We start from the raw sequence: 21,156 nt of genomic DNA, 5'->3' as shown, positions 1-21,156 counted from the left end.
CGCGAGCAGGCTCGCTCCCACAGAGATTTGTGAACATCGCAGATCCATTGTGGGAGCGAGCCTGCTCGCGAAAGGGGCCGGCACAAAGACTACAGAATCACTTTGGCGGAACGCAGCCCTTCAATCCGCTCAGCACCAAACCCCAACTCCCCCAACACCTCATCCGTATGCTGCCCCAGCGCCGCCCCGACATGTCGCGGCGCCGGCAACGCCTCGGAAAACTTCAACGGACAGGCCATCTGCGCCTGCGCCGTACCCTCCGCGCGCGGTACTTGCGCCACCAGTCCGCGAGCCTGCATCTGCGGATGACCCACGGCTTCACTGAGGCTCAACACCGGCTCGACACACGCATCGACGCCGGCGAACAACTCGCACAACTGCGCAAAATCATGCTTTTCAAACTCAACCCGCAACGCCTCCTTCAGCGCCTGCTGTTGCTCAGGTTTGGCTGACAGCCCCTGCACCGCCAGCTCCGGTCGGCCCAACGCTGCACACAAGGCCTGCATGAACGCCGGTTCCAGACTGCCGACCGACATCCAGCGCCCGTCCCGCGTGCGGTAATAGTCGTAAAAGCTGCCGCCATTGAGCATCTGGTCTTCGTGCCCCGGTTCGTTGCCGCAAGCCAGATAACCGGCGCCGGCCATGGCGTTCAGGCTGAACGCGCAGTCGGTCATGCTCACATCGACATGCGTGCCCTGCCCGGTTTGCTGGCGAGCGACGACTGCGGCGAGCAGGCCGATCACCCCGTGCAGCGAGCCACCGGCAATGTCCGCCACTTGCATGCCCAGCGGCAGCGGTCCGCTGTCGGCGCGGCCGGTGTAACTGGCCAGCCCCGCCAGGGCCAGATAATTGATGTCGTGGCCGGCGCGGTCCTTATAGGGCCCGGTCTGGCCATAACCGCTGATCGAGACGTAGATCAATCGCGGATTGAGCGCTTTCAGCGCTTCGTAACCCAGGCCCAGACGTTCCATCACACCGGGCCGGAACTGTTCGAGGATGATGTCGTACTCGTTCAGTAACTCGCGGATGATTTCCAGCGCGGCCGGTTGTTTCAGGTCCAGCGCCAGACTGCGCTTGTTGCGGTTCAGGTAGGCGTGGCTGGCCGACACGCCGCCGTCGTGCGGCGGCAACACGCGCAGCAGATCCAGGCGCGTTGGTGATTCGATGCGCAGCACCTCGGCGCCCATGTCCGCCAGGAGCAACGAGGCGAACGGCCCCGGCAGCAGCGTCGAGAAATCGAGAACCTTCAGTGAGGCCAGCGGTGCGGACATGGGCGAACTCCTTGGGCGATGCATTCAGCCTAGGCAGCGATCAGCCCTGCGGCAATCACCGAAAATGTCAGCGGGTATGACCGTTGCGCTCAAAACGCAGGCATGAAAAAACCCGCCGAAGCGGGTTTTTCCAGACAAGCAATGCTTACTTCACACTGCTTGGGGTTGCGCCTTCAGCCACACCCAGGTCGTCTTCAGGACGGGTATCGGCGATACCGCGACCGCCGGAAGCCAGTTCGGCTTGCAGTTGGTCGGTGTCCAGCTCCTTGACCCATTTGGCAACCACGATGGTCGCTACGGCGTTACCGACCAGGTTGGTCAGCGCGCGGGCTTCAGACATGAAGCGGTCGATGCCAAGGATCAGCGCCAGACCGGCCACCGGCAGGTGACCGACCGCCGACAGGGTGGCGGCCAGCACGATGAAGCCCGAACCGGTCACACCGGCTGCGCCTTTGGAGGACAGCAGCAGTACCAGCAGCAAGGTGATCTGATGGGTGATGTCCATGTGCGTGTCGGTCGCCTGAGCAATAAACACAGCAGCCATGGTCAGGTAGATCGACGTACCGTCGAGGTTGAACGAGTAACCGGTCGGGATTACCAGACCGACAACCGATTTCTTCGCGCCCAGACGCTCCATCTTGATCAGCATGCGTGGCAGCGCCGATTCCGACGAGGACGTGCCCAGGACGATCAACAGCTCTTCACGGATGTAACGCACCAGCTTGAACACGCTGAAACCGTGAGCGCGGCAGATCGCACCCAGCACCACGACCACGAACAGCACGCAGGTGATGTAGAAGCAGATCATCAACTGGCCCAGTTGCACCAGCGAGCCGACACCGTAGGCACCAATGGTGAAGGCCATCGCACCGAAGGCACCCAGCGGCGCCAGTTTCATGATCATGTTGATGATGTTGAACATCACGTGGGCGAAGCGATCGATCATGTCCAGCAGCGGACGACCGTACGAACCCAGGCGATGCAGGGCGTAGCCGAAGATCACCGAGAACATCAGCACTTGCAGGATGTCACCGGTGGCGAAGGCGCCGACGATGGTGTTCGGGATCACATTGAGGAGGAAGCCGACGATGCTCTGGTCTTTACTGGCCGTCACGTAGGTGGCGATTTTCGAGGCGTCGAGGGTGGTGACGTCGATGTGCATGCCGGCGCCCGGTTGCACGACGTTGACCACGACCAGACCGATCAGCAGGGCAATGGTCGAAACGATTTCGAAGTACAGCAGCGCGTAGCCGCCGGTCTTGCCCACCGATTTCATGTTCTGCATGCCGGCGATGCCGCTGACAACGGTACAGAAGATGATCGGGGCGATGACCATTTTGATCAGCTTGATGAACCCGTCACCCAGCGGCTTGAGCGCCACACCGGTCTGTGGGTAGAAGTGACCGAGCAGGATGCCGATGGCGATGGCAACGATCACCTGGAAATACAGGGATTTATACAGTGGCTGACGAGTCGTCATTGCAGGTTTCCTCAAGCGTCCCGCGACAACATCCATCTGTTGGCCGCGAAGCCTTAATTGCGAACCCTCCTGCACTGGAGGGATTTGTTGTTGGAGCGGCGTTTTCCTACGGGATAAATGCACGCTTCTGTCGCTTGTATCGCAAACGCCGTGCCAGATTGGTGCGATGGGCAGCCAGCCTTTTGATATCAGGGCTCAACCACGTTTTTGTGTCACCGGGCGGAGACCTGCGCATGGCGGATTTCCGCCAACTGGCCCGCCCTCGTCCTGCAATTTGGCGGAAATCCGCCTTGTTGCGCATTGGGCTCGCCGCTACCATCGGTCGCCTGAACAGGATCTGCCGCTCATGCGTGAACGCACCATCGCCAGTCATTTCGCCCGTGCCGCCCTCGGTGGCGCGCGTCGCCAGGGCTTTGATTATTCAGGCCTGCTCGAGCAATTGGGGATCAGCCCGGAACTGCTTGAAGAGCCACGTGCGCGCCTCGCACCGGAACAATTTGCCCGTTTGATCCAGGGTTTGTGGCTGGCGCTGGACGACGAATATCTCGGATTCGGCAACGCACCGAGCAAGCCCGGCAGTTTCGCCATGATGTGCCACGCCTCGATCCACTGCCGCAACCTGGAGAAGGCGCTGCAGCGCGGCCTGCTGTTTTACAGCCTGTTCGCCGGCGCGCCACGCCTGACCCTCAGCCGCGAAGATGAATGGGTGCGTTTGAGCCTCGACGATTCGCGGTTGTGGGACCCCGATCACTTCCTCACTGAAAGCCTGCTGGTGATCTGGCATCGCCTCGGCAGCTGGCTGATCGGCCAGCGGATTCGCCTCGAACAGGCGACCTTCAGTTACCCGCGCCCCGACCATGGCGCTGAATATGACTTGCTGTTCCCCTGCCCGCTGAGCTTCGCCGCCGAGCACAGTAGCCTGTTGTTTCACAGCCGCTACCTGTCGATGCCGTTGTTGCAGGACGAGCGCACGCTCAAGCATTTCCTCGAACGCTCACCGGCGGACCTGCTCTCACGCCCGGACGATGGCGACAGCCTGAGCAGTCGCCTGCGCCGCTTGCTCAGCCGCGACAGCAACAATTGGCCGGACCTGGAAGCGGTGGCCGCGCACCTGCACATCAGCCCACAGACCTTGCGCCGGCACTTGCGTGAGGAAGGCACGAGTTTTCAGGAGCTCAAGGATCAACTGCGGCGGGATATCGCCATCTATCACCTGGGACGCGCGGATCTGTCGTTGCAGCAGATTGCCGAGCAGTTGGGGTTCTCTGAGCCGTCGGCGTTTCACCGCGCGTTCAAGAAGTGGACGGGGCTGACACCGGGGGCTTATCGGGCGCGCGAGTTATAGGAAGCAAGATCAAAGGCCCCTCACCCTAGCCCTCTCCCTCTGGGAGAGGGTCAGGGTGAGGGCAAGCGCCATTCACACCGCCGGAAAGTGAATCCTGAACGCCGCTCCGCCCATCGGCGAGTCGCCCAGTGCCAGCCGGGCGTTGTAGCTTTCGATGATGTCCTTGACCACCGCCAGCCCGATGCCCTGCCCCGGATGTTGCGCATCCAGACGCTCACCGCGTTCGAGAATGCGTGCGCGCTGATCCGGCGGGACACCGGGGCCGTCGTCTTCGACGCACAGCTCAACCCCGGCCAGCGACTCGCGCACGCTGATGCGCACTTCGCCCAGGCACAGGCGATAGGCGTTTTCCAGTAAATTACCGAGCATTTCCAGCAAAGCGCCGTGTTCGATCGGCACGTAGCAGTGCTCGGGCAGATCGAAAATCACGCGCACCTGCTTGTCGCGATAGACCTTGTCCAGCGTGTCGCACAGGCTTTTGAGCACCGGTCGCAGCTTGACCTGATGGCGTACCAGACCGCTTTTGCGCAGGCTCGCCCGTTGCAGTTGATAGCTGATCTGCTGGCTCATGCGTTCGATCTGGCTTTGCAGCACCCACGCCTGATCGCGCTCTTGCGGGCGCTGGGCCATGTCTTCGCTGACCCCTTGCAATACCGCCAGCGGGGTTTTCAGGCTGTGGGCCAGATCGTCGAGCGAGTCGCGGTAGCGGCTGCGCTGCTGACGCTCGCTGAGCAGCAAGCGGTTGAGCGAGCCGGTCAGGCGCAACAGTTCGCGTGGATGCTTTTCGGTCAGGCTTTCGCGGGTGCCGCCCTCGATTTCGTCGAGTTCCTGGCTGAGGCGGCGCAAGGCCTTGAGGCCCCAGGTCAGGCCGATCCACAACAGCGCCAGCAACACCAGGAGTGCTGCGCCAAAGCCCAGATAGAGATTTTCGCGCAGGCCTTCGAGGGTGGTTTCGTATTCGCGCACCGGTTGCAGGGCGACGATGCTGAACGCGGCGCTTTTGCCGCCGAGCAATTTCACTTCAACGTCATAGACGAAGAATTCCTGCCCGTTGCTTTCGCGAATCCGCGCGAACTCATTGCCGAGCCCGTCATAGCGCGGTTTGTAGTTGATCTGTTCTTCCTGAGTGGCCTTCGAACGCCAGACCAGACGCCCTTCGCGGTCGTAGATGTAGCCAAGCAAGCGGAAGTCCGTGAGGTTGAAACGCTCGTCCGGCAGCTGCGTCGGCATCACCAGCCGACCGTTTTCGACGCGCGCGGCGGAAATCAGCGTGGTCACGTCCGAGGCCAGGCGTTGCTCGATCGAATCCTGCAAGGCCAGGCTGAACGCGCCCTGCATCGCCGGGAGCAAGGCGAGCATGAATAACACCGCCAACGTGGTGGCGGCGAGCATCAAACGAACGCGAAGGGAACGGATCAAGTGCAGCGCTCATTGAACAGGTAGCCGAGGCCGCGCACGGTGTCGATCGGCTTGAACCCTGCCGGGCCTTCGAGTTTGCGGCGCAGACGGCCGACCAGCACTTCGATAACGTTCGGATCACGCTCGTCGTCGTCCGGGTAGAGCTGTTCCATCAGGCGATCCTTGGGTACCACCTGCTGGTGGTGGCGCATCAGGTATTCGAGAATGCGGTATTCGTAGGCGGTCAGCGCAAGCGGCTGTTCGTCGAGGCTGGCCTGCTTGCGATTGAGGTCGAGCAGCAGCGGCCCGGCGACAATGGTCGACTGGGTGAAACCACTGGAGCGACGCAGCAAGGCATTCAGGCGTGCGTCGAGTTCTTCGAACTGAAACGGTTTGACCACGTAATCATCAGCGCCGGCGGCGAGGCCTTCGACCTTGTCCTGCCAGTTGCCGCGCGCCGTGAGGATGAGGATCGGGAAGCTCTTGCCGCCCGAGCGCAACTGGCGGATCAGGTCGAGCCCGCCCATGCCCGGCAAACCAAGGTCGATCACCGCCAGGTCGAAGTTGAACTGTCCGGTCTGGTACAGCGCCTCCTCGGCATTGGCCACGGACTCGACCACATGACCGCTCTCGGTGAGGCGGGTTTGCAGGTGATGGCGCAACAGCGCTTCATCTTCGACGACCAACAGTTTCATAACACTCTCCAGATCACTCAGACACTCCAGTAGCACACCTGTGGGAGCGAGCCTGCTCGCGAAAGCGGTGGGTAAGCCAACCCATAGGTTGACTGACGAATCGCCTTCGCGAGCAGGCTCGCTCCCACATGAATCCGCGACAACGCTTTAGAAATAATAGTTGGCCGACAGATAAGTCTGCGCGCTGCTGGTCAAGTCCAGCGAGCCCTGCTTGCTGCCGCCGCTCTCTTTCATCTCGGTGCTGGCGTTGCTGCGCAGGTAACGGTAACCGAGTTCGACCGAGGTGTTCTGCGAGACTTGCTGCAACACACCGAACTGACCGCCGACGGCGTAACCGATATCGCTGTCGCGGCTGTAGCCTGGCGAATCCTGGGTCAGCTTGGTCAAGCCCGCGGTGGCACCGCCGAACAATTTGGTGCTGCCACCCACCGGGTAGAACAGATCGTAGCTGCCCAACAGGTTTTCCTGGCGCAGTTTAATGCCATTGTGCGAGCCCGACACGTTGTCGTAGGTGGCGTAGTAGCGGCCTTGGCTGTTTTGCTGACCGAGGCGCACGCCGTAGGTGTTGTTGCCGTCAATGGCACCGGTGGCGTTCGGGTGGTCGAGGTTGTTGTTCAGTGCGCGGGACTTGTCGATCTTGTCGCTGGTCTGGCCGAAGGTCAGGCCGGCGAAGTTCGAAGACGTGTCGGCCTGGGCCGCGATACTGGCGCTCATGACGCTCAAAGCCAGCAACAGTTTGTTCAAACGAGTCATGGGTAGTTCCTCTTGCACAGTGCTGTTGGGGTATGGCGCAAGATTACTGAGCGGCCCCTGTACCGGCCCTGAACCGTCTCTGAACCTGACCTGAATCAAATCGACTAGGCTGTTCTGACCACTTTCGCGAAGGAGACCGATCATGCGCTTGTTCCTTGCCCTCACCCTGCTTGCCATCAGCAGCCTCACCCAGGCGGCGATCAAGACCGAAGAAATCCCTTACCAGAGCGCCGACGGTACAAAACTGATCGGTTACTACGCCTATGACGACGCCATCAAAGGCAAGCGCCCCGGGGTCGTCGTGGTTCACGAATGGTGGGGGCTGAACGATTACGCCAAGCGCCGTGCGCGTGATCTCGCCGCACTGGGCTACAGCGCGATGGCGATCGATATGTACGGCGACGGCAAAAACACCGAACACCCGAAAGACGCGATGGCGTTCATGCAGGCGGCGACCCAGGATGCGGCCGCGGCCAGCAAGCGCTTCGAGGCGGGGCTGAACCTGCTGAAGAAACAAGCGCAGACCGACGCAGATAAAATCGCCGCGATCGGTTACTGCTTCGGCGGTGCCGTGGTGTTGAACGCGGCGCGTCAAGGTGTGCCGCTGGCGGGCGTGGTGAGTTTCCATGGCGCGCTGGCCACCAAGACGCCGGCAACGCCCGGCAGCGTCAAAGCGAAGATTCTGGTCGAGCACGGCGCGCTGGACAGCATGGTCACCGCCGACAACGTCACCGCGTTCAAGGCGGAAATGGACAAGGCTGGGGCCGACTACAAATTTGTCAGTCTTGATGGCGCCAAGCATGGTTTCAGCAATCCCGATGCGGATCGCCTGAGCCATGGCGAGCATGGCGGCCCGGATATTGGTTACAACAAGGCAGCGGACGAAAAATCCTGGGCGGACATGCAGGCGTTTTTCATGAAAATCTTCAGCTGACCCGGCAATGACCGAGGCGCGGCCCTTCGCGAGCAGGCTCGCTCCCACAGGGATGATCGTTCCCACGCTCTGTGCGCGGTGTGGGAGCGAGCCTGCTCGCGAAAGCGGCACCGCCGTTCTCGACCTTGCCTCGACTAACCGGCAAAATGCCCGCCATGAATTTCACCCCCGCCCTCCCCGCCTGCTGCACCGCGCTCGACAGCCATTGGCCGTTGCCGATCGTGTTGCCCGACACTGTGCTGATCAGCACGCAATTCGATCCGGCCCAATTGCTGGCTGATGATTATCAGCGCAGCGCGATCGTGGCGCCGCCGAGCATTCAGCGCTCGGTGGCCAAGCGTCAGGCCGAATTTCTCGCCGGGCGGATTTGCGCCCGGGCAGCGTTGCAACAACTGCAAGGCGACGGCGCGGTTCCGGCCATTGGCGAAGATCGCGCACCGGTATGGCCTGCGCATATCTGTGGCTCCATTACCCACAGCAGCGGTCGCGCTGCCGCGATCGTCGCCAACCGCCAGCACTGGCGCGGCCTGGGCATGGACCTGGAAAATCTGCTGAGCGATGACCGCGCCGAACGTCTGGCCGGGGAAATTCTCACGCCGGCGGAAATGCAGCGCATGGCCGCCGGCTCGCAGGATCTGCGGGCGCTATGGGTGACGCTGACGTTTTCGGTGAAGGAAAGTCTGTTCAAGGCGCTGTACCCGATCGTGCAGCAGCGCTTTTACTTCGAGCATGCCGAAGTGCTGGAATGGACTGAGGCGGGTCAGGTCAGGCTGCGGTTGTTGACTGATTTGTCCAGCGAATGGCGCAACGGCACGGAGCTGGAGGCGCAGTTTGCGGTTCGGGATGAACAGGTGTTGAGCCTGGTGAGCATTCAGGCCTGAAGATGTGCATTGCCTGGCACGACCCCTTCGCGAGCAGGCTCGCTCCCACATTTGAAATGCAATCCCCTGTGGGAGCGAGCCTGCTCGCGAAGGCGGCATCAAGGCCACCACACAACCTACCGCCGCTCCTGATTCCTCGGCCAGCTCAAACTGAAACACGCCCCACCCAGGCTCTTGCTCTTGCCGATGATCGCTCGACCATCGTGCCAGTGAATGATCCGCCGCACGATCGACAACCCCAGACCATGCCCGCCCGACGCCCGCGTACGGCTGTCATCAAGGCGCAGGAACGGCGTGAAGATTCGCTCCCAGGCCACTTCCGGCACACCCGGGCCGTCATCCTCGACATCGACCCGGCAGCGTAATTGCCCGACCTGATAACTCACCGTCACGTTGCCGCGCGCATGGCGCATGGCGTTGCTCACCAGATTCTGCAATGCCCGGTGCAGATAACGCGGCTCGGCCTCAACCCAGGCATCGTCATTATCCGCGGCGGACAGGCACAAACCGCGCTGCACAGTGACTTCGGCGCGCAGGGGCGCCAGCTCTGCGATCACTTGATTGACCAAGGCGTCGAGGTCGACGCGCTGGAAGGTCAATGCCGGCGAACCCTGCTCCAGACGCGCATAGGTGAGCATTTCATCGACCAGCTTATCGAGGTCCTCGATGTCGTGGTCCATGCCCTCGCGGTACTTTTCCAGGGCTTGCGGCGTGGTCGCCGAGCCGATCATCTCCAGACCGAAGCGCAAACGCGCCACCGGCGTGCGCAATTCGTGGGACACCGCGCGCACCAGTTCGCGCTGGATCGCCAGCAACTGCTGCAGATGCTCGGCCATGCCATTGAACGCCGCGGCCAGCCGCCCGACCGAGTCGGCACCGCGCGCCGGCACCCGGGTTTCGAGGCTACCCTTGGCGATGCGCGTGGCTGCGGCTTCAAGACCACGCAAGCGTCGCTCGAGCTGGCGCACCAGCAAATAAACGATCAGCCCGATCAGGGTCAGGCCCAGCGCGGCGATCAGCACCAGCCATTCCGGCGGGTACGGGTTCATTTGATACAGCGGGCCGATTTCCAGCACCCACGGCGTGCCGACCATGCCGGCGAATACGCGGATCGAGTCGCCGCCCTTGCCCAGCGCCATCACCGTGTCGCCCTCCGAAACGCGGCGGCTCTGGTCCTCGTCCATGTCAGCGTCGTTTGCCGTAACCAGACGCAGGTCGAATCCAAAGCCCTTCTCTTCCTTTATCTGCGCCAGGCGTTTCGGCTGCTCGGCGACCGGCACGCGCACCAGCTCATCGGCCAACAGATAAATCGTCGCCCGGGCCAGTTGCTCACTGATCTGCTGCACCTCACCGGTGAGCACCAACTGCTCCTTGTCGCTGACCAGTCGATAGACCCTGGCCGCATGCGGTCCGGTCTGCTCGACCAAGGCCTGCCCGCGCTGCACTCGGGTGCGCTGGGTCAGATCGAGGTCAGTTTCGGTAAATTTCTTCAGCGCCAGCGGGATGCCGAGCAAACGCTCCCACACCAGCAGTGCGCGATGGCGCTCGGTTTCGTTCATCGGCTGCAGATTGTCGGCCATCAGCGAAAATGTGCCGTGGGCCAGGCGTTCACGGTATTGCTCGCTGCGCACCTGATTGAGCAGGTGCAGCGCCAGCACACCCAGCACAGCGACCAGAATCAGCGCTGCGCACATGCCGCCGTAGATGCGCAGGAAGATCGAGTTCACAACGCAAGGTCTACGCAGGCTTCGGGGACGAACAGATAGCCTTTGCTGCGGATGGTTTTGATCAAGCGCGGATGGTCGGGGTCGTCGCCGATTTTTGGGCGGATCCGCGAAATGCGCACATCGATCGAGCGGTCCTGGCCGTCGTAGCCGATGCCGCGCAGTGCGGTGAAGATTTCTTCGCGGGACAGGATGCGCCCGGCATTGGCGACCAACAGCCAGAGCAGGTCGAATTCAGCGCTGGTCAGCTCGATGCCGATGTCATTCAGCCAGGCTTCGCGCAAGGCGTTGTCGACCACCAACGGCCCGAATTGCAGACGGCGGGATTTTTCCGCGGCGGGCTCCGCGCTGTCACTGCGTCGCAGCAAGGCCTGGATCCGCGCCAGCAACAAGCGCGGGCGCACCGGCTTGCACACGTAATCGTCGGCGCCAAGGTCCAGCCCCTGAATCTGATCGGCGTCGTCGGTGCGCGCGGTGAGCATCAGAATCGGCCCGTCGTACTGACTGCGCACCTTGCGACAGATGCTCAGACCGTCTTCACCGGGCAGCATCAGGTCAAGAATCACCAGATCCGGCTGTTCCTTGATGATCCGTGCCGCCGCCAGCGCGCCATTGCCTTCGATATCCACGCGCAATCCATTGGCTTGCAGGTAGTCACGCGTCAGCTCGGCCAGACGCTGGTCATCCTCGACGATCAATACCTGAAAGGTTTGTTGCTCCACCGGTGACCTCTGCTGGCTGTTGTTATTGATATAAGAAGGTATCACTGAATAACCCGGCCCCCTGTGGGAGCGAGCCTGCTCGCGATAGCGGTTGATCAGCCAATGAAGATGCTGACCGGAAAGACGCTATCGCGAGCAGGCTCACACAGGATTTTCGCCATCCTCCCGTCTTTTTGTCATGTTCGAGGAGGATAAGAACGCCTGCGCACCCAGCGCTTGTATAAACGCCGACCACCCGGAAAACAAGTCGGTAAATGCGTTCGGACCAGGCGAAAAATTGTGGTAGGGTTCGCGCCCTTAAAAAACCGCTGAAGCGTTTTTTCCGGGTAAAAAAACAGTGACAAACGGTCTGGCTCAGCGGGTCCGCGGCCTACACGCGTTTTCCCTGTTTCTTACACAATTTACGCACAGGCTTATCCACAGCCCGTACGTTGCAAGCCCCCTCAAAACGCATTATCTTGTAGCACGGCGAAAACAGAGACCCTACATGTAGGGTTTTTGCCTAAAGCGCCCAACCACATTTCAGACCTGAAACTCAAGCGCTTTATTGCGAGTTTCGGGTTGAACGAAGCAAGTTTTTCGAAGCCCAAACCGCGCTTGCGGATGGCACCGTTTTTTTAGTTCCAGGCGGACAAAACGGTATGGGTGTTGCAGTCATTACTGTCACCCGGGAAGGAATCCGGTTTTGGGCATTGTCCCGCAACCAGAACTTCGGCAGGGACGCGGCGTTGCAGCCTTTTTCGTCTGTTCCGAAGTGGTAATTGCCGACGCAAGTCGGTTGCAGTGCTTCGGTACAGAACGGTGAGCACCATGACGGTGCCAAACAAACATAGAGAATGTGGAGACCACCCCCCATGCAAACCGACACAACTCGCGAGAACCCGCAGGGCACCTTGCCGCAGGCCGCCGATTCGACTTCGGATCTGGCAGCTACCGCGCCTGGCCAGCTGCGCGTGATCAAGCGTAATGGCACTGTCGTTCCTTACACCGATGACAAGATCACCGTCGCTATCACCAAAGCGTTTCTCGCAGTTGAGGGCGGCACCGCTGCCGCTTCGTCGCGAATCCATGACACCGTGGCCCGCCTGACCGAACAGGTCACCGCAACCTTCAAGCGTCGCATGCCATCGGGCGGCACCATCCACATCGAAGAAATCCAGGACCAGGTCGAACTGGCCCTGATGCGTGCCGGCGAGCAGAAAGTGGCCCGCGACTACGTGATCTACCGCGACGGTCGTTCGAAAGAACGCGCTGCCCACGCGCCGGCCGAAGCCGCCGTCAACGCACACCCGTCGATCCGCATCACCCGCACCGACGGTAGCCTGGCGCCGCTGGACATGGGCCGCCTGAACACCATCGTCACCGAAGCCTGCGAAGGCCTGGAAGAAGTCGACGGCGACCTGATCCAGCGCGAAACCCTGAAAAACCTCTACGACGGCGTGGCCCTGACCGACGTCAACACAGCACTGGTCATGACCGCGCGCACCCTGGTCGAGCGTGAGCCGAACTACTCGTTCGTCACCGCCCGCCTGCTGATGGACACCCTGCGTGCCGAAGGCCTGGGTTTCCTCGGTGTCGCCGAAAGCGCCACTCACCACGAGATGGCCGACCTGTACGCCAAGGCACTGCCGGCTTACATCGCCAAAGGTATCGAGTTCGAACTGCTGAACCCTGTGCTGGCCTCCTTCGACCTGGAAAAACTGGGCAAGGCGATCAACCACGAGCGCGATCAGCAATTCACCTACCTGGGCCTGCAAACCCTGTACGACCGTTACTTCATCCACAAGGATGGCGTGCGTTTCGAACTGCCGCAGATCTTCTTCATGCGCGTGGCCATGGGCCTGGCAATCGAAGAAAAGCAGAAAGAAGACCGTGCGATCGAGTTCTACAACCTGCTGTCCTCGTTCGACTACATGGCTTCGACCCCGACCCTGTTCAACGCCGGTACCCTGCGTCCTCAGCTGTCGAGCTGCTACCTGACCACCGTGCCGGATGACCTGTCGGGCATCTATCACGCGATCCACGACAACGCCATGCTGTCGAAATTCGCCGGTGGCCTGGGCAACGACTGGACCCCGGTGCGTGCGCTGGGCTCGTACATCAAGGGCACCAACGGCAAATCGCAAGGCGTCGTGCCGTTCCTCAAGGTCGTCAACGACACGGCAGTGGCCGTGAACCAGGGTGGCAAGCGCAAAGGCGCTGTGTGTGCCTACCTGGAAACCTGGCACATGGACATCGAAGAGTTCATCGAGCTGCGCAAGAACACCGGTGACGATCGTCGTCGTACCCACGACATGAACACCGCCAACTGGATCCCTGACCTGTTCATGAAGCGTGTCTTCGATGACGGCAAGTGGACCCTGTTCTCGCCATCCGAAGTTCCGGACCTGCACGACCTGACCGGTAAAGCTTTCGAAGAGCGTTACGAGTACTACGAAGCGCTGACCGAATACCCGGGCAAGGTCAAGCTGTTCAAGACCATCCAGGCCAAAGACCTGTGGCGCAAGATGCTGTCCATGCTGTTTGAAACCGGCCACCCATGGCTGACCTTCAAAGACCCGTGCAACCTGCGCAGCCCGCAGCAGCACGTCGGCGTGGTCCATAGCTCGAACCTGTGCACCGAGATCACCTTGAACACCAACAAGGACGAGATCGCCGTTTGCAACCTGGGCTCGATCAACCTGCCGAACCACATCGTCGACGGCAAGCTCGATACCGCCAAGCTGCAGCGCACCGTCAACACCGCCGTGCGCATGCTCGATAACGTGATCGACATCAACTACTACTCGGTGCCGCAAGCGAAGAACTCCAACTTCCGCCACCGTCCGGTCGGTCTGGGCATCATGGGCTTCCAGGACGCCTTGTACCTGCAGCACATCCCTTACGGCTCCGACGCTGCTGTCGAGTTCGCCGACAAGTCGATGGAAGCGGTCAGCTACTACGCGATCCAGGCCTCCTGCGACCTGGCCGATGAGCGCGGCGCCTACGAGACGTTCAACGGTTCGCTGTGGTCCAAAGGCATCCTGCCGCTGGATTCGCAACAGATCCTGATCGAACAGCGCGGCCAAAAGTACATCGATGTCGACCTGAACGAAAGCCTCGACTGGGCACCGGTTCGCGCCCGTGTGCAGAAAGGCATTCGTAACTCGAACATCATGGCCATCGCCCCGACCGCGACCATCGCCAACATCACTGGCGTATCGCAGTCGATCGAACCGACCTACCAGAACCTGTATGTGAAATCGAACCTGTCGGGCGAATTCACCGTGATCAACCCGTACCTGGTTCGCGACCTGAAAGCGCGCGGCCTGTGGGATTCGGTCATGATCAACGACCTGAAGTACTACGACGGTTCGGTTCAGCAGATCGAACGCATCCCGCAAGAACTCAAAGAGCTCTACGCGACCGCGTTCGAAGTGGACACCAAGTGGATCGTTGACGCCGCCAGCCGTCGTCAGAAGTGGATCGACCAGGCCCAGTCGCTGAACCTGTACATCGCCGGCGCCTCGGGCAAGAAGCTCGACGTGACCTACCGCATGGCTTGGTACCGTGGTCTGAAAACCACCTACTACCTCCGTGCCCTGGCCGCGACCAGCACCGAGAAGTCGACCATCAACACCGGCAAGCTGAATGCTGTTTCCAGCGGCGGCAACCATGGTGATGATTCGGTCCTGGCCGCTCCGGCCGGTCCGGCACCCGTGCCAAAGGCTTGCGCGATTGACGAGCCGGATTGCGAAGCTTGCCAATAAGCTGAGCTGACTCGGGCGTTGTGAGACGCCTGAGACTTCCCAATAGAAAGCCCCCGACAGACTTCTGGTTTGTCGGGGGTTTTCTTTTTTGGGGGGTGGGGATTGGAGATTGGAAGATTGGCGGCATATCCGTTGCTGCGGGGGCTGCCGCTGGCGGTTTCGCTCTTACAGCGACTGACTTTTCCAGACGCCGAAAAGTAAGCAAAAGGCTTTGCCCCGGCGTTCGGCCCCTCGCTGGGGCTCGGGGTTCCTTCGTTACGGAATCGCTCCGGGCGCAGCGGCTACGGTTTGCTTCGCTGCACCTACTTCCGCTGTGTACGACTTCGTCGTACGGTCACTACGCTCCCACACCCGGATCGATCCCTTCACTCAGCCTTCCGAAGGGGCAAAAAATCAAAAGCCAGATCAAGAGCCGGATCAAAGGCAAAATCAAAAGCCCCTCACCCTAGCCCTCTCCCGGAGGGAGAGGGGACTGACCGAGGTGGATGTGGGAGATACGCTGACCTGGGATATCGAGTTGAATGCACAATTTGAAAAGCACGAAAATCGGCTCCCTCTCCCTCGGGAGAGGGCTGGGGTGAGGGGCGAATCCACCACAAATCCCAAAGCCATGCGACGCTTCTAACCACTCAACAATGAGCGCCAGCTCGAGTGCTCTTGATCTTGCCTAACCAGCGACATCGGAAGGCTGAGCGTAGGGATCGATCCGGGCGTGGGAGCGCAGCGACCGTCTGGCGCAGCCAGACACAGCGCAAGGAGGTGCAGCGAAGCAAACCGTAGCCGCTGCGCCCGGATCGATCCCGGAGCGAAGGAACCCGAGCCTGCGAGGGCCGAACGCAGGAGCAAAGCCTTTTGGTTCCTTTTTGGCGTCTGAAAAAGGGACTCGCCGTAAGGGCGAAACCGCCAGCCGCAGCCCCCGAAGCAACGGATATGCAAACAAATCCAACCAGAGCCTGGTCGGCCCACAGGCCGCCACGGCCAAAAAAAAAGCCCCTCAAAACGAGGGGCCCAAAACCATCACAAACCCCAATCAGGTCATCTGAATAATGGTCTGCATAATCGTGCTCTGAGTCGAAATGGTCTTGGCGTTCGCCTGATAGTTGCTCTGACCCTTGATCAGATCAACCAGCTCATTGGTCAGGTTAACGTTCGACTCTTCCAGCGAGTTGGACACCACGGAACCCAACGTACCGGTTTCCGGCGCATCGTACCCCGGGATACCCGAAGCAAAAGTCTCTTTCCAGCTGGTACCACCGATCGCCTGCAAGCCCTGCTCGTTGGTGAAGCTGGCCAGTGCAACCTGACCAATCGCCTTGCTCTGGTTGTTGCTGAAGTTGGCGAACAGCGTACCGGTACCGTCGATCGTCAGGTTGGTGATCTGGCCAGTGGCGTAACCATCCTGAGTCGGGATCGTACGCGAGGTATCAGCGTTGTATTGGGTGGTCTTGGCCATCGAGATGGTCACGCCAGCCGGGTTTGCCGCGGCGCCGTTAGGCGTAAAAGTACCGTTGGTGACGGTACCCGGCACCCAGCCAGTGAGTTTCAGGTCGCTGCTGATGATGGGCGCGCCACCCGCCGGATTCGGTGTGCTGACCTGGGTCAGCTTGCCGGTGGCGTCAAAGGACAGGGTCGAGGCCACAGGCGCGGTGACTTTCGGATCGCTGCCGGTTGCATCCGGGTTACGACCGTCCACCAGGGTGTAGACCTTCCAGGTGTTGGCACCGGTTTTCACCATGTACTGATCCATGGTGTGCTGGTTGCCTTGGCTGTCATAGATCGGCGTGCTGAACGACTTGGTGTAGGTCGCGGTATTGGCCGGGTCGAATTTGCCCGCAGGTACCGTGTCGTCGATCACCGTAGCGGTGGAGTTCAGGTTGATGCTCGAAGTCACTGCCGACGTCGACTTCGGCGCCAGGTTCGAAGTGTCGATCTTCAGATCGGTCAACACGCCGTTGATGATCTTGCCGTTGGCATCCACACCGTAACCCTGCAGACGCGAGGTGTAGTCGGTGTTGGTGATGTAACCGGCGTTATCCACCTTGAACGTACCGGCACGGGTATACGACACCGAACCGCTGTTGTTCATGGTGAAGAAACCCGAACCGTTGATGCCCATGTCCAACACGTTGCCGGTGTTGTTGATGTCACCCTGGGTGAACTGCTGCGAAACGTTGGCCAGGCGCACGCCGTTGCCGATCACCTTGCTGCCGCTGCCCAGGCGAGTCGCCGAGTACACGTCTTCGAATTCTGCGCGCGAGGATTTGAAACCGGCGGTGGCAACGTTGGCGATGTTGTTGCCGGTCACGTCCAGTTGCTTGTTGGCTGCATAGAGACCGCTAAGGCCGATATTGAAAGACATATTCCACTCCTTTATGCCGGGTTAGTCGGCTCTATATACCAATGGTTTGAACTTTGGACAGGGCGACGGTGCCCTTGCCAGCGAGGTTGAGCATCAGCTCGCCGCCGGTCTGGCTGATCGTCACGCTGTTGACGGTCGCTGGCAGGTAAGTCGCCAGGTCCGTCGCCGCGCCGTTGATCGGTGCGTTGGCCTTGAAGGTGTAAGTCCCGACCGGCACCACGGTGCCAGCGGTGTCCTTGCCGTCCCAGGTGAAACTCGCAGCGCCGGCGGCGCGGCTGCCCAGATCGATGGTGCGAACGGTTTTGCCGTCCTTGTCGGTGATGGTCACGGTGCCACCGGCAATCGACGAAGGTACGGTGACCGAACCGGTCAGGCCTTTGCTCGGATCATCGAGCTGTGCGGTGTTGGTCTGCACGATCACGTTACGGCCAACCAGCGACGAGGCTTGCAGCGCCTGCGACGAGTTGTAGTTGCCGGCCAGGCCACTCACGGTGGAGTTCAGCGTGGTGATGCCTTCAAGGCTGCTGAACTGCGCCAACTGCGCAACGAATGCGCTGTTGTCCTGCGGGTCGAGCGGGTTCTGGTTTTTCAGCTGGGTCACCAGCAACTGCAGGAACGCATCCTTGCCCAGCGCTTGTCCGCCGGTGCTGCTGTTGGTCGCCGAAGCAATGCCATCGGTGGTCGAACTGGTCTTTTTCGACGAGTTCGCCAGGATGTCATTCATGCTCAGGGAGCTGGTGGTATCGGTAACGCTCATGGCAGTCGCCCCTTATTACTGACCGAGGGTCAGCACCTTCTGCATCATGGTTTTGGCGGTGTTCATCATTTCGGCGTTGGTCTGGAACGAACGGCTCGCGGAAATCATGTCAGCCATCTCTTCCACCACGTTGACGTTCGGGTAGTAGACGTAGCCCTTGGCGTCGGCCGCTGGATGGTTCGGCTCGTAACGCGCTTCGAGGTTGCTCTGGTCTTCGACCACGCCGAGCACCTGCACGCCCTGACCGGCAGCATCCTGATTCTGGAACAGCGAATCACTGCCGCCGCTCTGGCCGCCCTGGAACATGGTGGCGAACACCGGGTGACGGGCGCGGTAGGTCTGGTCGATGCTCGAGGAGACGGTCTCGGCGTTGGCGATGTTCGAGGCCACGGTGTTCAGACGTGTGGTCTGGGCGCTCATGCCGCTGCCGGCAATGTTGAAAACGCTGGACAGGGACATGGATTACTCTCCGCGCAGGGCTGACACCAGCCCTTTGAATTTGCTGTTGAGCAGGGTGAAGCTGGCCTGGAAGCCGACCGCGTTTTCCGCGTAGTTGGACTGTTCCAGTTGAGCGTCCACGGTGTTCTGGTCGATCGAAGGCTGCATCGGCGTGCGATACATCAGCGACTCGTCGCCATTGCCCAGACCTTCAGCTTCGATGTGACGGCTGTTGGTCTTGTTCAGCGCGATGGTGCCGTGGGCGTTTTTCTGGGTCTGGGCTTCGAGTACTTTCGAGAAGTCCAGATCCCGCGCCTTGTAGTTCGGGGTATCGGCGTTGGCGATGTTGTTGGCCAGCACTTCGGCACGCTGGGCGCGGAAGCCCAGAGCCTTTTCGTGAATGCCGAGCGCTTTGTCGAAGCTGATGCTCATGTCGGGAACCTTCAGGTGACCGGATTTTTCGTAACTGAGCTTTAGCAAGCGCCGTGCCAGAGTGTAAAACTGCCGGTTTCCGTGGCTTTGCGGGTGATCGGCAAAGCGGCAATGCCAGAAAAGCGGCAACCGGCTTCCGCCATATGCCGCTTTTTTGCCGCTTGGTTGCCTCTTGCCACCACCGCCGGACAACTGTGGGAGCGAGCCTGCTCGCGAAGGCGGCGTGTCAGAGGACAATTGTTTTACTGACGGACCGCCATCGCGAGCAGGCTCGCTCCCACAGGGGGTATTGGTGTCAGGAACAATTACGGCAGGCACAAAAAAACGGCAGCCCCATGAGGGCTCCCGTTTTTGGTATTGCCGCAGCAATCACTTGGCCTTGTAAATGATCCCCGGGCTGCACTGGACCATTTGGTAATGGTCCGGCAGACCGTTCAGCGCTTCGGAGGCGCCGAGGAACAGATACCCGCCCGGCTTCAACGTGCTGTGAATACGCAACAGGATGTCTTTCTTCACTTCGGCAGAGAAGTAGATCAACACGTTGCGGCAGAACACGATGTCGAACTTGCCCAGCGCGGCATAGCTGTCGAGCAGGTTGAACGAGCGGAACTCCACCCGGCTCTTGATCGGCGCCTTGACCACCCAGCGCCCCGGCCCTTTCGGATCGAAGTAACGCTGCAGACGTTCCGGCGACAAACCACGGCCGATGGCCAGGCTGTCGTACTCGCCGGTCTTGCAGTTGTTGAGCATCAGTCCCGAAAGATCAGTGGCAACGATCTGCACACCCATCTTCAACTGGCCGAGGTTGCTGCGCTCGAACTCGTCGATCGACATCGACAGCGAGTACGGTTCCTGACCCGACGAGCAGGCCGCCGACCAGATGCGCAAGCGCTGGTTCGGACTGGCCTTGATCGCTTCCGGCAGCACCTTGTTCTTCAACACTTCAAACGGATAGGTGTCGCGAAACCACAGGGTTTCGTTGGTCGTCATGGCATCGACCACCTGCTCGCGCAAACCGCTGCGCGGCTGGGTCTGGATGCGCTGCACCAGCTCACCCAGGGACTTGATGCCTTGCTGCTCCATCAGTTTGTTGAGACGGCTGGAGACCAGATACTGCTTGTTTTCACCGAGCAAAATGCCACAGGCCTTTTCCAGGAAGACCCGGAACTGTTCGAAATCCAAATTACCCGTAGACAATGGTGCCGCCTCTTAAATCGTGTTGATCACCAGGGACAGTAGGTCCCTAGCTGATATCTGCTGCTTTGATCCGGTCGACTACCCGGGATGCCAGGTCATCAGGACGGAATTTGGCCAGGAAGTCGTCGGCGCCGACTTTCTTCACCATCGCCTGATTGAATACCCCCGACAACGAAGTATGCAGGATGATATGGAGCTTTTGCATGCGTGCGTCGCCGCGGATTTCCGCCGTCAGGGTGTACCCGTCCATCTCCGGCATCTCGATGTCGGAAATCATCATCAGGAACTCTTCTTCCGGCTTCTTGCCCTCGTCGACCAGCTTGCGCAGGTAATCCAGCGCCTGCTTGCCGTCGTTCAGCGCCACCACTTCGACACCGATCGTCTGCAGGCAACGGGTCACCTGCTTGCGCGCCACCGACGAGTCATCGACCGTCAATACCCGCAGCGACAACGCCTTGGTCTGGGTCTCGACATCGACCACGCCCACCGAAATCGCTTCCGGCGTCGGTGCGACTTCCGCCAGCACTTTTTCGACGTCGATGATTTCGACCAACTGATTGTCGACCCGAGTCACAGCCGTCAGGTAGTGATCGCGACCGGTGCCCTTGGGCGGCGGATGGATCTCTTCCCAGTTCATGTTGACGATGCGCTCCACCGAGCGGACCAGGAAACCCTGGGTCTTGGTGTTGTACTCCGTGATGATCACGAACGGACTGTTCTTGTCTTTCAACGCTCCGGAACCGGTCGCCATTGCCAGATCGAGGATCGGAATGGTCGCCCCGCGAATATTTGCCACCCCGCACACCACAGGACTGGACTTGGGCATCAACGTCAGCGACGGGCATTGCAACACTTCCCGTACCTTGAACACGTTGATGCCATAGAGCTGTTGACCGTCGAGACGGAACAACAACAGCTCCAGGCGATTCTGCCCTACCAGTTGCGTGCGCTGGTTCACCGAATCCATTACACCAGCCATGCCCAGACTCCTACATCAACGCCAAGTGTTGTTGCGACGCAC

General features: G+C 60.5%; 17 protein-coding genes. 4 read left to right on the top strand and 13 right to left on the bottom strand.

Annotated elements, in window-relative coordinates:
* Positions 1-89: 89 nt before the first annotated feature.
* Entirely contained in the window at positions 90-1,271 is a 1,182-nt protein-coding gene (locus tag ACGSLL_RS15160) for a CaiB/BaiF CoA transferase family protein (protein WP_394506907.1), read from the bottom strand.
* A 145-nt stretch (positions 1,272-1,416) separates the two neighbouring features.
* Complete coding sequence (locus tag ACGSLL_RS15155; RefSeq protein ID WP_332769193.1) at positions 1,417-2,751, bottom strand: dicarboxylate/amino acid:cation symporter; 1,335 nt, start codon at positions 2,749-2,751, stop codon at positions 1,417-1,419.
* 346 nt (positions 2,752-3,097) lie between these two features.
* Between ACGSLL_RS15155 and ACGSLL_RS15150 the strand changes: the two genes are divergently transcribed.
* Positions 3,098-4,096, top strand: coding sequence for an AraC family transcriptional regulator (locus ACGSLL_RS15150; protein WP_394506906.1), 999 nt, complete (start codon positions 3,098-3,100; stop codon positions 4,094-4,096).
* 72 nt (positions 4,097-4,168) lie between these two features.
* Here the strand turns inward: ACGSLL_RS15150 and ACGSLL_RS15145 are convergent, their stop codons facing one another.
* The 3 genes from ACGSLL_RS15145 to ACGSLL_RS15135 form a co-directional block, all read right to left on the bottom strand.
* Positions 4,169-5,515 (bottom strand): ATP-binding protein, encoded by a 1,347-nt coding sequence (locus ACGSLL_RS15145; RefSeq protein ID WP_394506905.1) that lies wholly within the window; start codon positions 5,513-5,515, stop codon positions 4,169-4,171.
* The gene (locus tag ACGSLL_RS15140; protein WP_093099267.1) at positions 5,512-6,189 is read right to left on the bottom strand and encodes a response regulator transcription factor; all 678 of its coding nucleotides are present in this window, start codon (positions 6,187-6,189) and stop codon (positions 5,512-5,514) included. The genes ACGSLL_RS15145 and ACGSLL_RS15140 overlap by 4 nt, the downstream gene beginning before the upstream one ends.
* A 147-nt stretch (positions 6,190-6,336) precedes the next feature.
* Positions 6,337-6,942 carry a hypothetical protein gene (locus tag ACGSLL_RS15135; protein ID WP_394506904.1) on the bottom strand — a complete coding sequence of 202 codons (606 nt, stop codon included), beginning with the start codon at positions 6,940-6,942 and terminating at the stop codon, positions 6,337-6,339.
* 142 nt (positions 6,943-7,084) lie between these two features.
* On the opposite strand from ACGSLL_RS15135, the gene ACGSLL_RS15130 reads away from it, so the two are divergent.
* Together ACGSLL_RS15130 and ACGSLL_RS15125 are read left to right on the top strand one after the other, a co-directional pair.
* Positions 7,085-7,876, top strand: coding sequence for a dienelactone hydrolase family protein (locus ACGSLL_RS15130; RefSeq protein WP_394506903.1), 792 nt, complete (start codon positions 7,085-7,087; stop codon positions 7,874-7,876).
* Positions 7,877-8,031: 155 nt separating this feature from the next.
* Positions 8,032-8,757, top strand: a complete 726-nt coding sequence (locus ACGSLL_RS15125) for a 4'-phosphopantetheinyl transferase family protein (RefSeq protein WP_394506902.1) — start codon at positions 8,032-8,034, stop codon at positions 8,755-8,757.
* Between the two features lie 116 nt (positions 8,758-8,873).
* Here the strand turns inward: ACGSLL_RS15125 and ACGSLL_RS15120 are convergent, their stop codons facing one another.
* Entirely contained in the window at positions 8,874-10,484 is a 1,611-nt protein-coding gene (locus ACGSLL_RS15120; RefSeq protein WP_394506901.1) for an ATP-binding protein, read from the bottom strand.
* Positions 10,481-11,203: a response regulator gene (locus ACGSLL_RS15115; protein ID WP_394506900.1), complete on the bottom strand. Its 723-nt coding sequence runs from the start codon at positions 11,201-11,203 to the stop codon at positions 10,481-10,483. Before ACGSLL_RS15115 ends, ACGSLL_RS15120 begins: the two co-directional genes overlap by 4 nt.
* An 854-nt stretch (positions 11,204-12,057) precedes the next feature.
* Between ACGSLL_RS15115 and ACGSLL_RS15110 the strand changes: the two genes are divergently transcribed.
* Positions 12,058-14,952: a ribonucleoside-diphosphate reductase subunit alpha gene (locus tag ACGSLL_RS15110; protein WP_093099251.1), complete on the top strand. Its 2,895-nt coding sequence runs from the start codon at positions 12,058-12,060 to the stop codon at positions 14,950-14,952.
* Positions 14,953-15,982: 1,030 nt separating this feature from the next.
* Here the strand turns inward: ACGSLL_RS15110 and flgE are convergent.
* The 6 genes from flgE to ACGSLL_RS15080 all read right to left on the bottom strand — a co-directional run bounded on the left by flgE (position 15,983) and on the right by ACGSLL_RS15080 (position 21,114).
* On the bottom strand, positions 15,983-17,311 hold the full coding sequence (gene flgE, locus ACGSLL_RS15105; RefSeq protein ID WP_394506899.1) for a flagellar hook protein FlgE: 1,329 nt from the start codon (positions 17,309-17,311) through the stop codon (positions 15,983-15,985).
* Positions 17,312-17,342: 31 nt separating this feature from the next.
* Complete coding sequence (flgD, locus tag ACGSLL_RS15100) at positions 17,343-18,068, bottom strand: flagellar hook assembly protein FlgD (protein WP_394506898.1); 726 nt, start codon at positions 18,066-18,068, stop codon at positions 17,343-17,345.
* Positions 18,069-18,083: 15 nt separating this feature from the next.
* A complete protein-coding gene (flgC, locus tag ACGSLL_RS15095; protein WP_007937507.1) occupies positions 18,084-18,527 on the bottom strand; it encodes a flagellar basal body rod protein FlgC in 444 nt (147 codons plus the stop codon).
* A 3-nt stretch (positions 18,528-18,530) separates the two neighbouring features.
* Positions 18,531-18,938: a flagellar basal body rod protein FlgB gene (flgB, locus tag ACGSLL_RS15090; protein WP_394506897.1), complete on the bottom strand. Its 408-nt coding sequence runs from the start codon at positions 18,936-18,938 to the stop codon at positions 18,531-18,533.
* A gap of 369 nt (positions 18,939-19,307) precedes the next feature.
* On the bottom strand, positions 19,308-20,135 hold the full coding sequence (cheR, locus tag ACGSLL_RS15085; protein ID WP_016773612.1) for a protein-glutamate O-methyltransferase CheR: 828 nt from the start codon (positions 20,133-20,135) through the stop codon (positions 19,308-19,310).
* A gap of 46 nt (positions 20,136-20,181) precedes the next feature.
* Entirely contained in the window at positions 20,182-21,114 is a 933-nt protein-coding gene (locus ACGSLL_RS15080; RefSeq protein WP_090285360.1) for a chemotaxis protein CheV, read from the bottom strand.
* Positions 21,115-21,156: the final 42 nt, after the last annotated feature.

This window comes from Pseudomonas retamae, from assembly GCF_043496865.1.
GTDB lineage: Bacteria > Pseudomonadota > Gammaproteobacteria > Pseudomonadales > Pseudomonadaceae > Aquipseudomonas > Aquipseudomonas retamae.
This window is presented reverse-complemented; position numbering and strand designations above follow the sequence as displayed.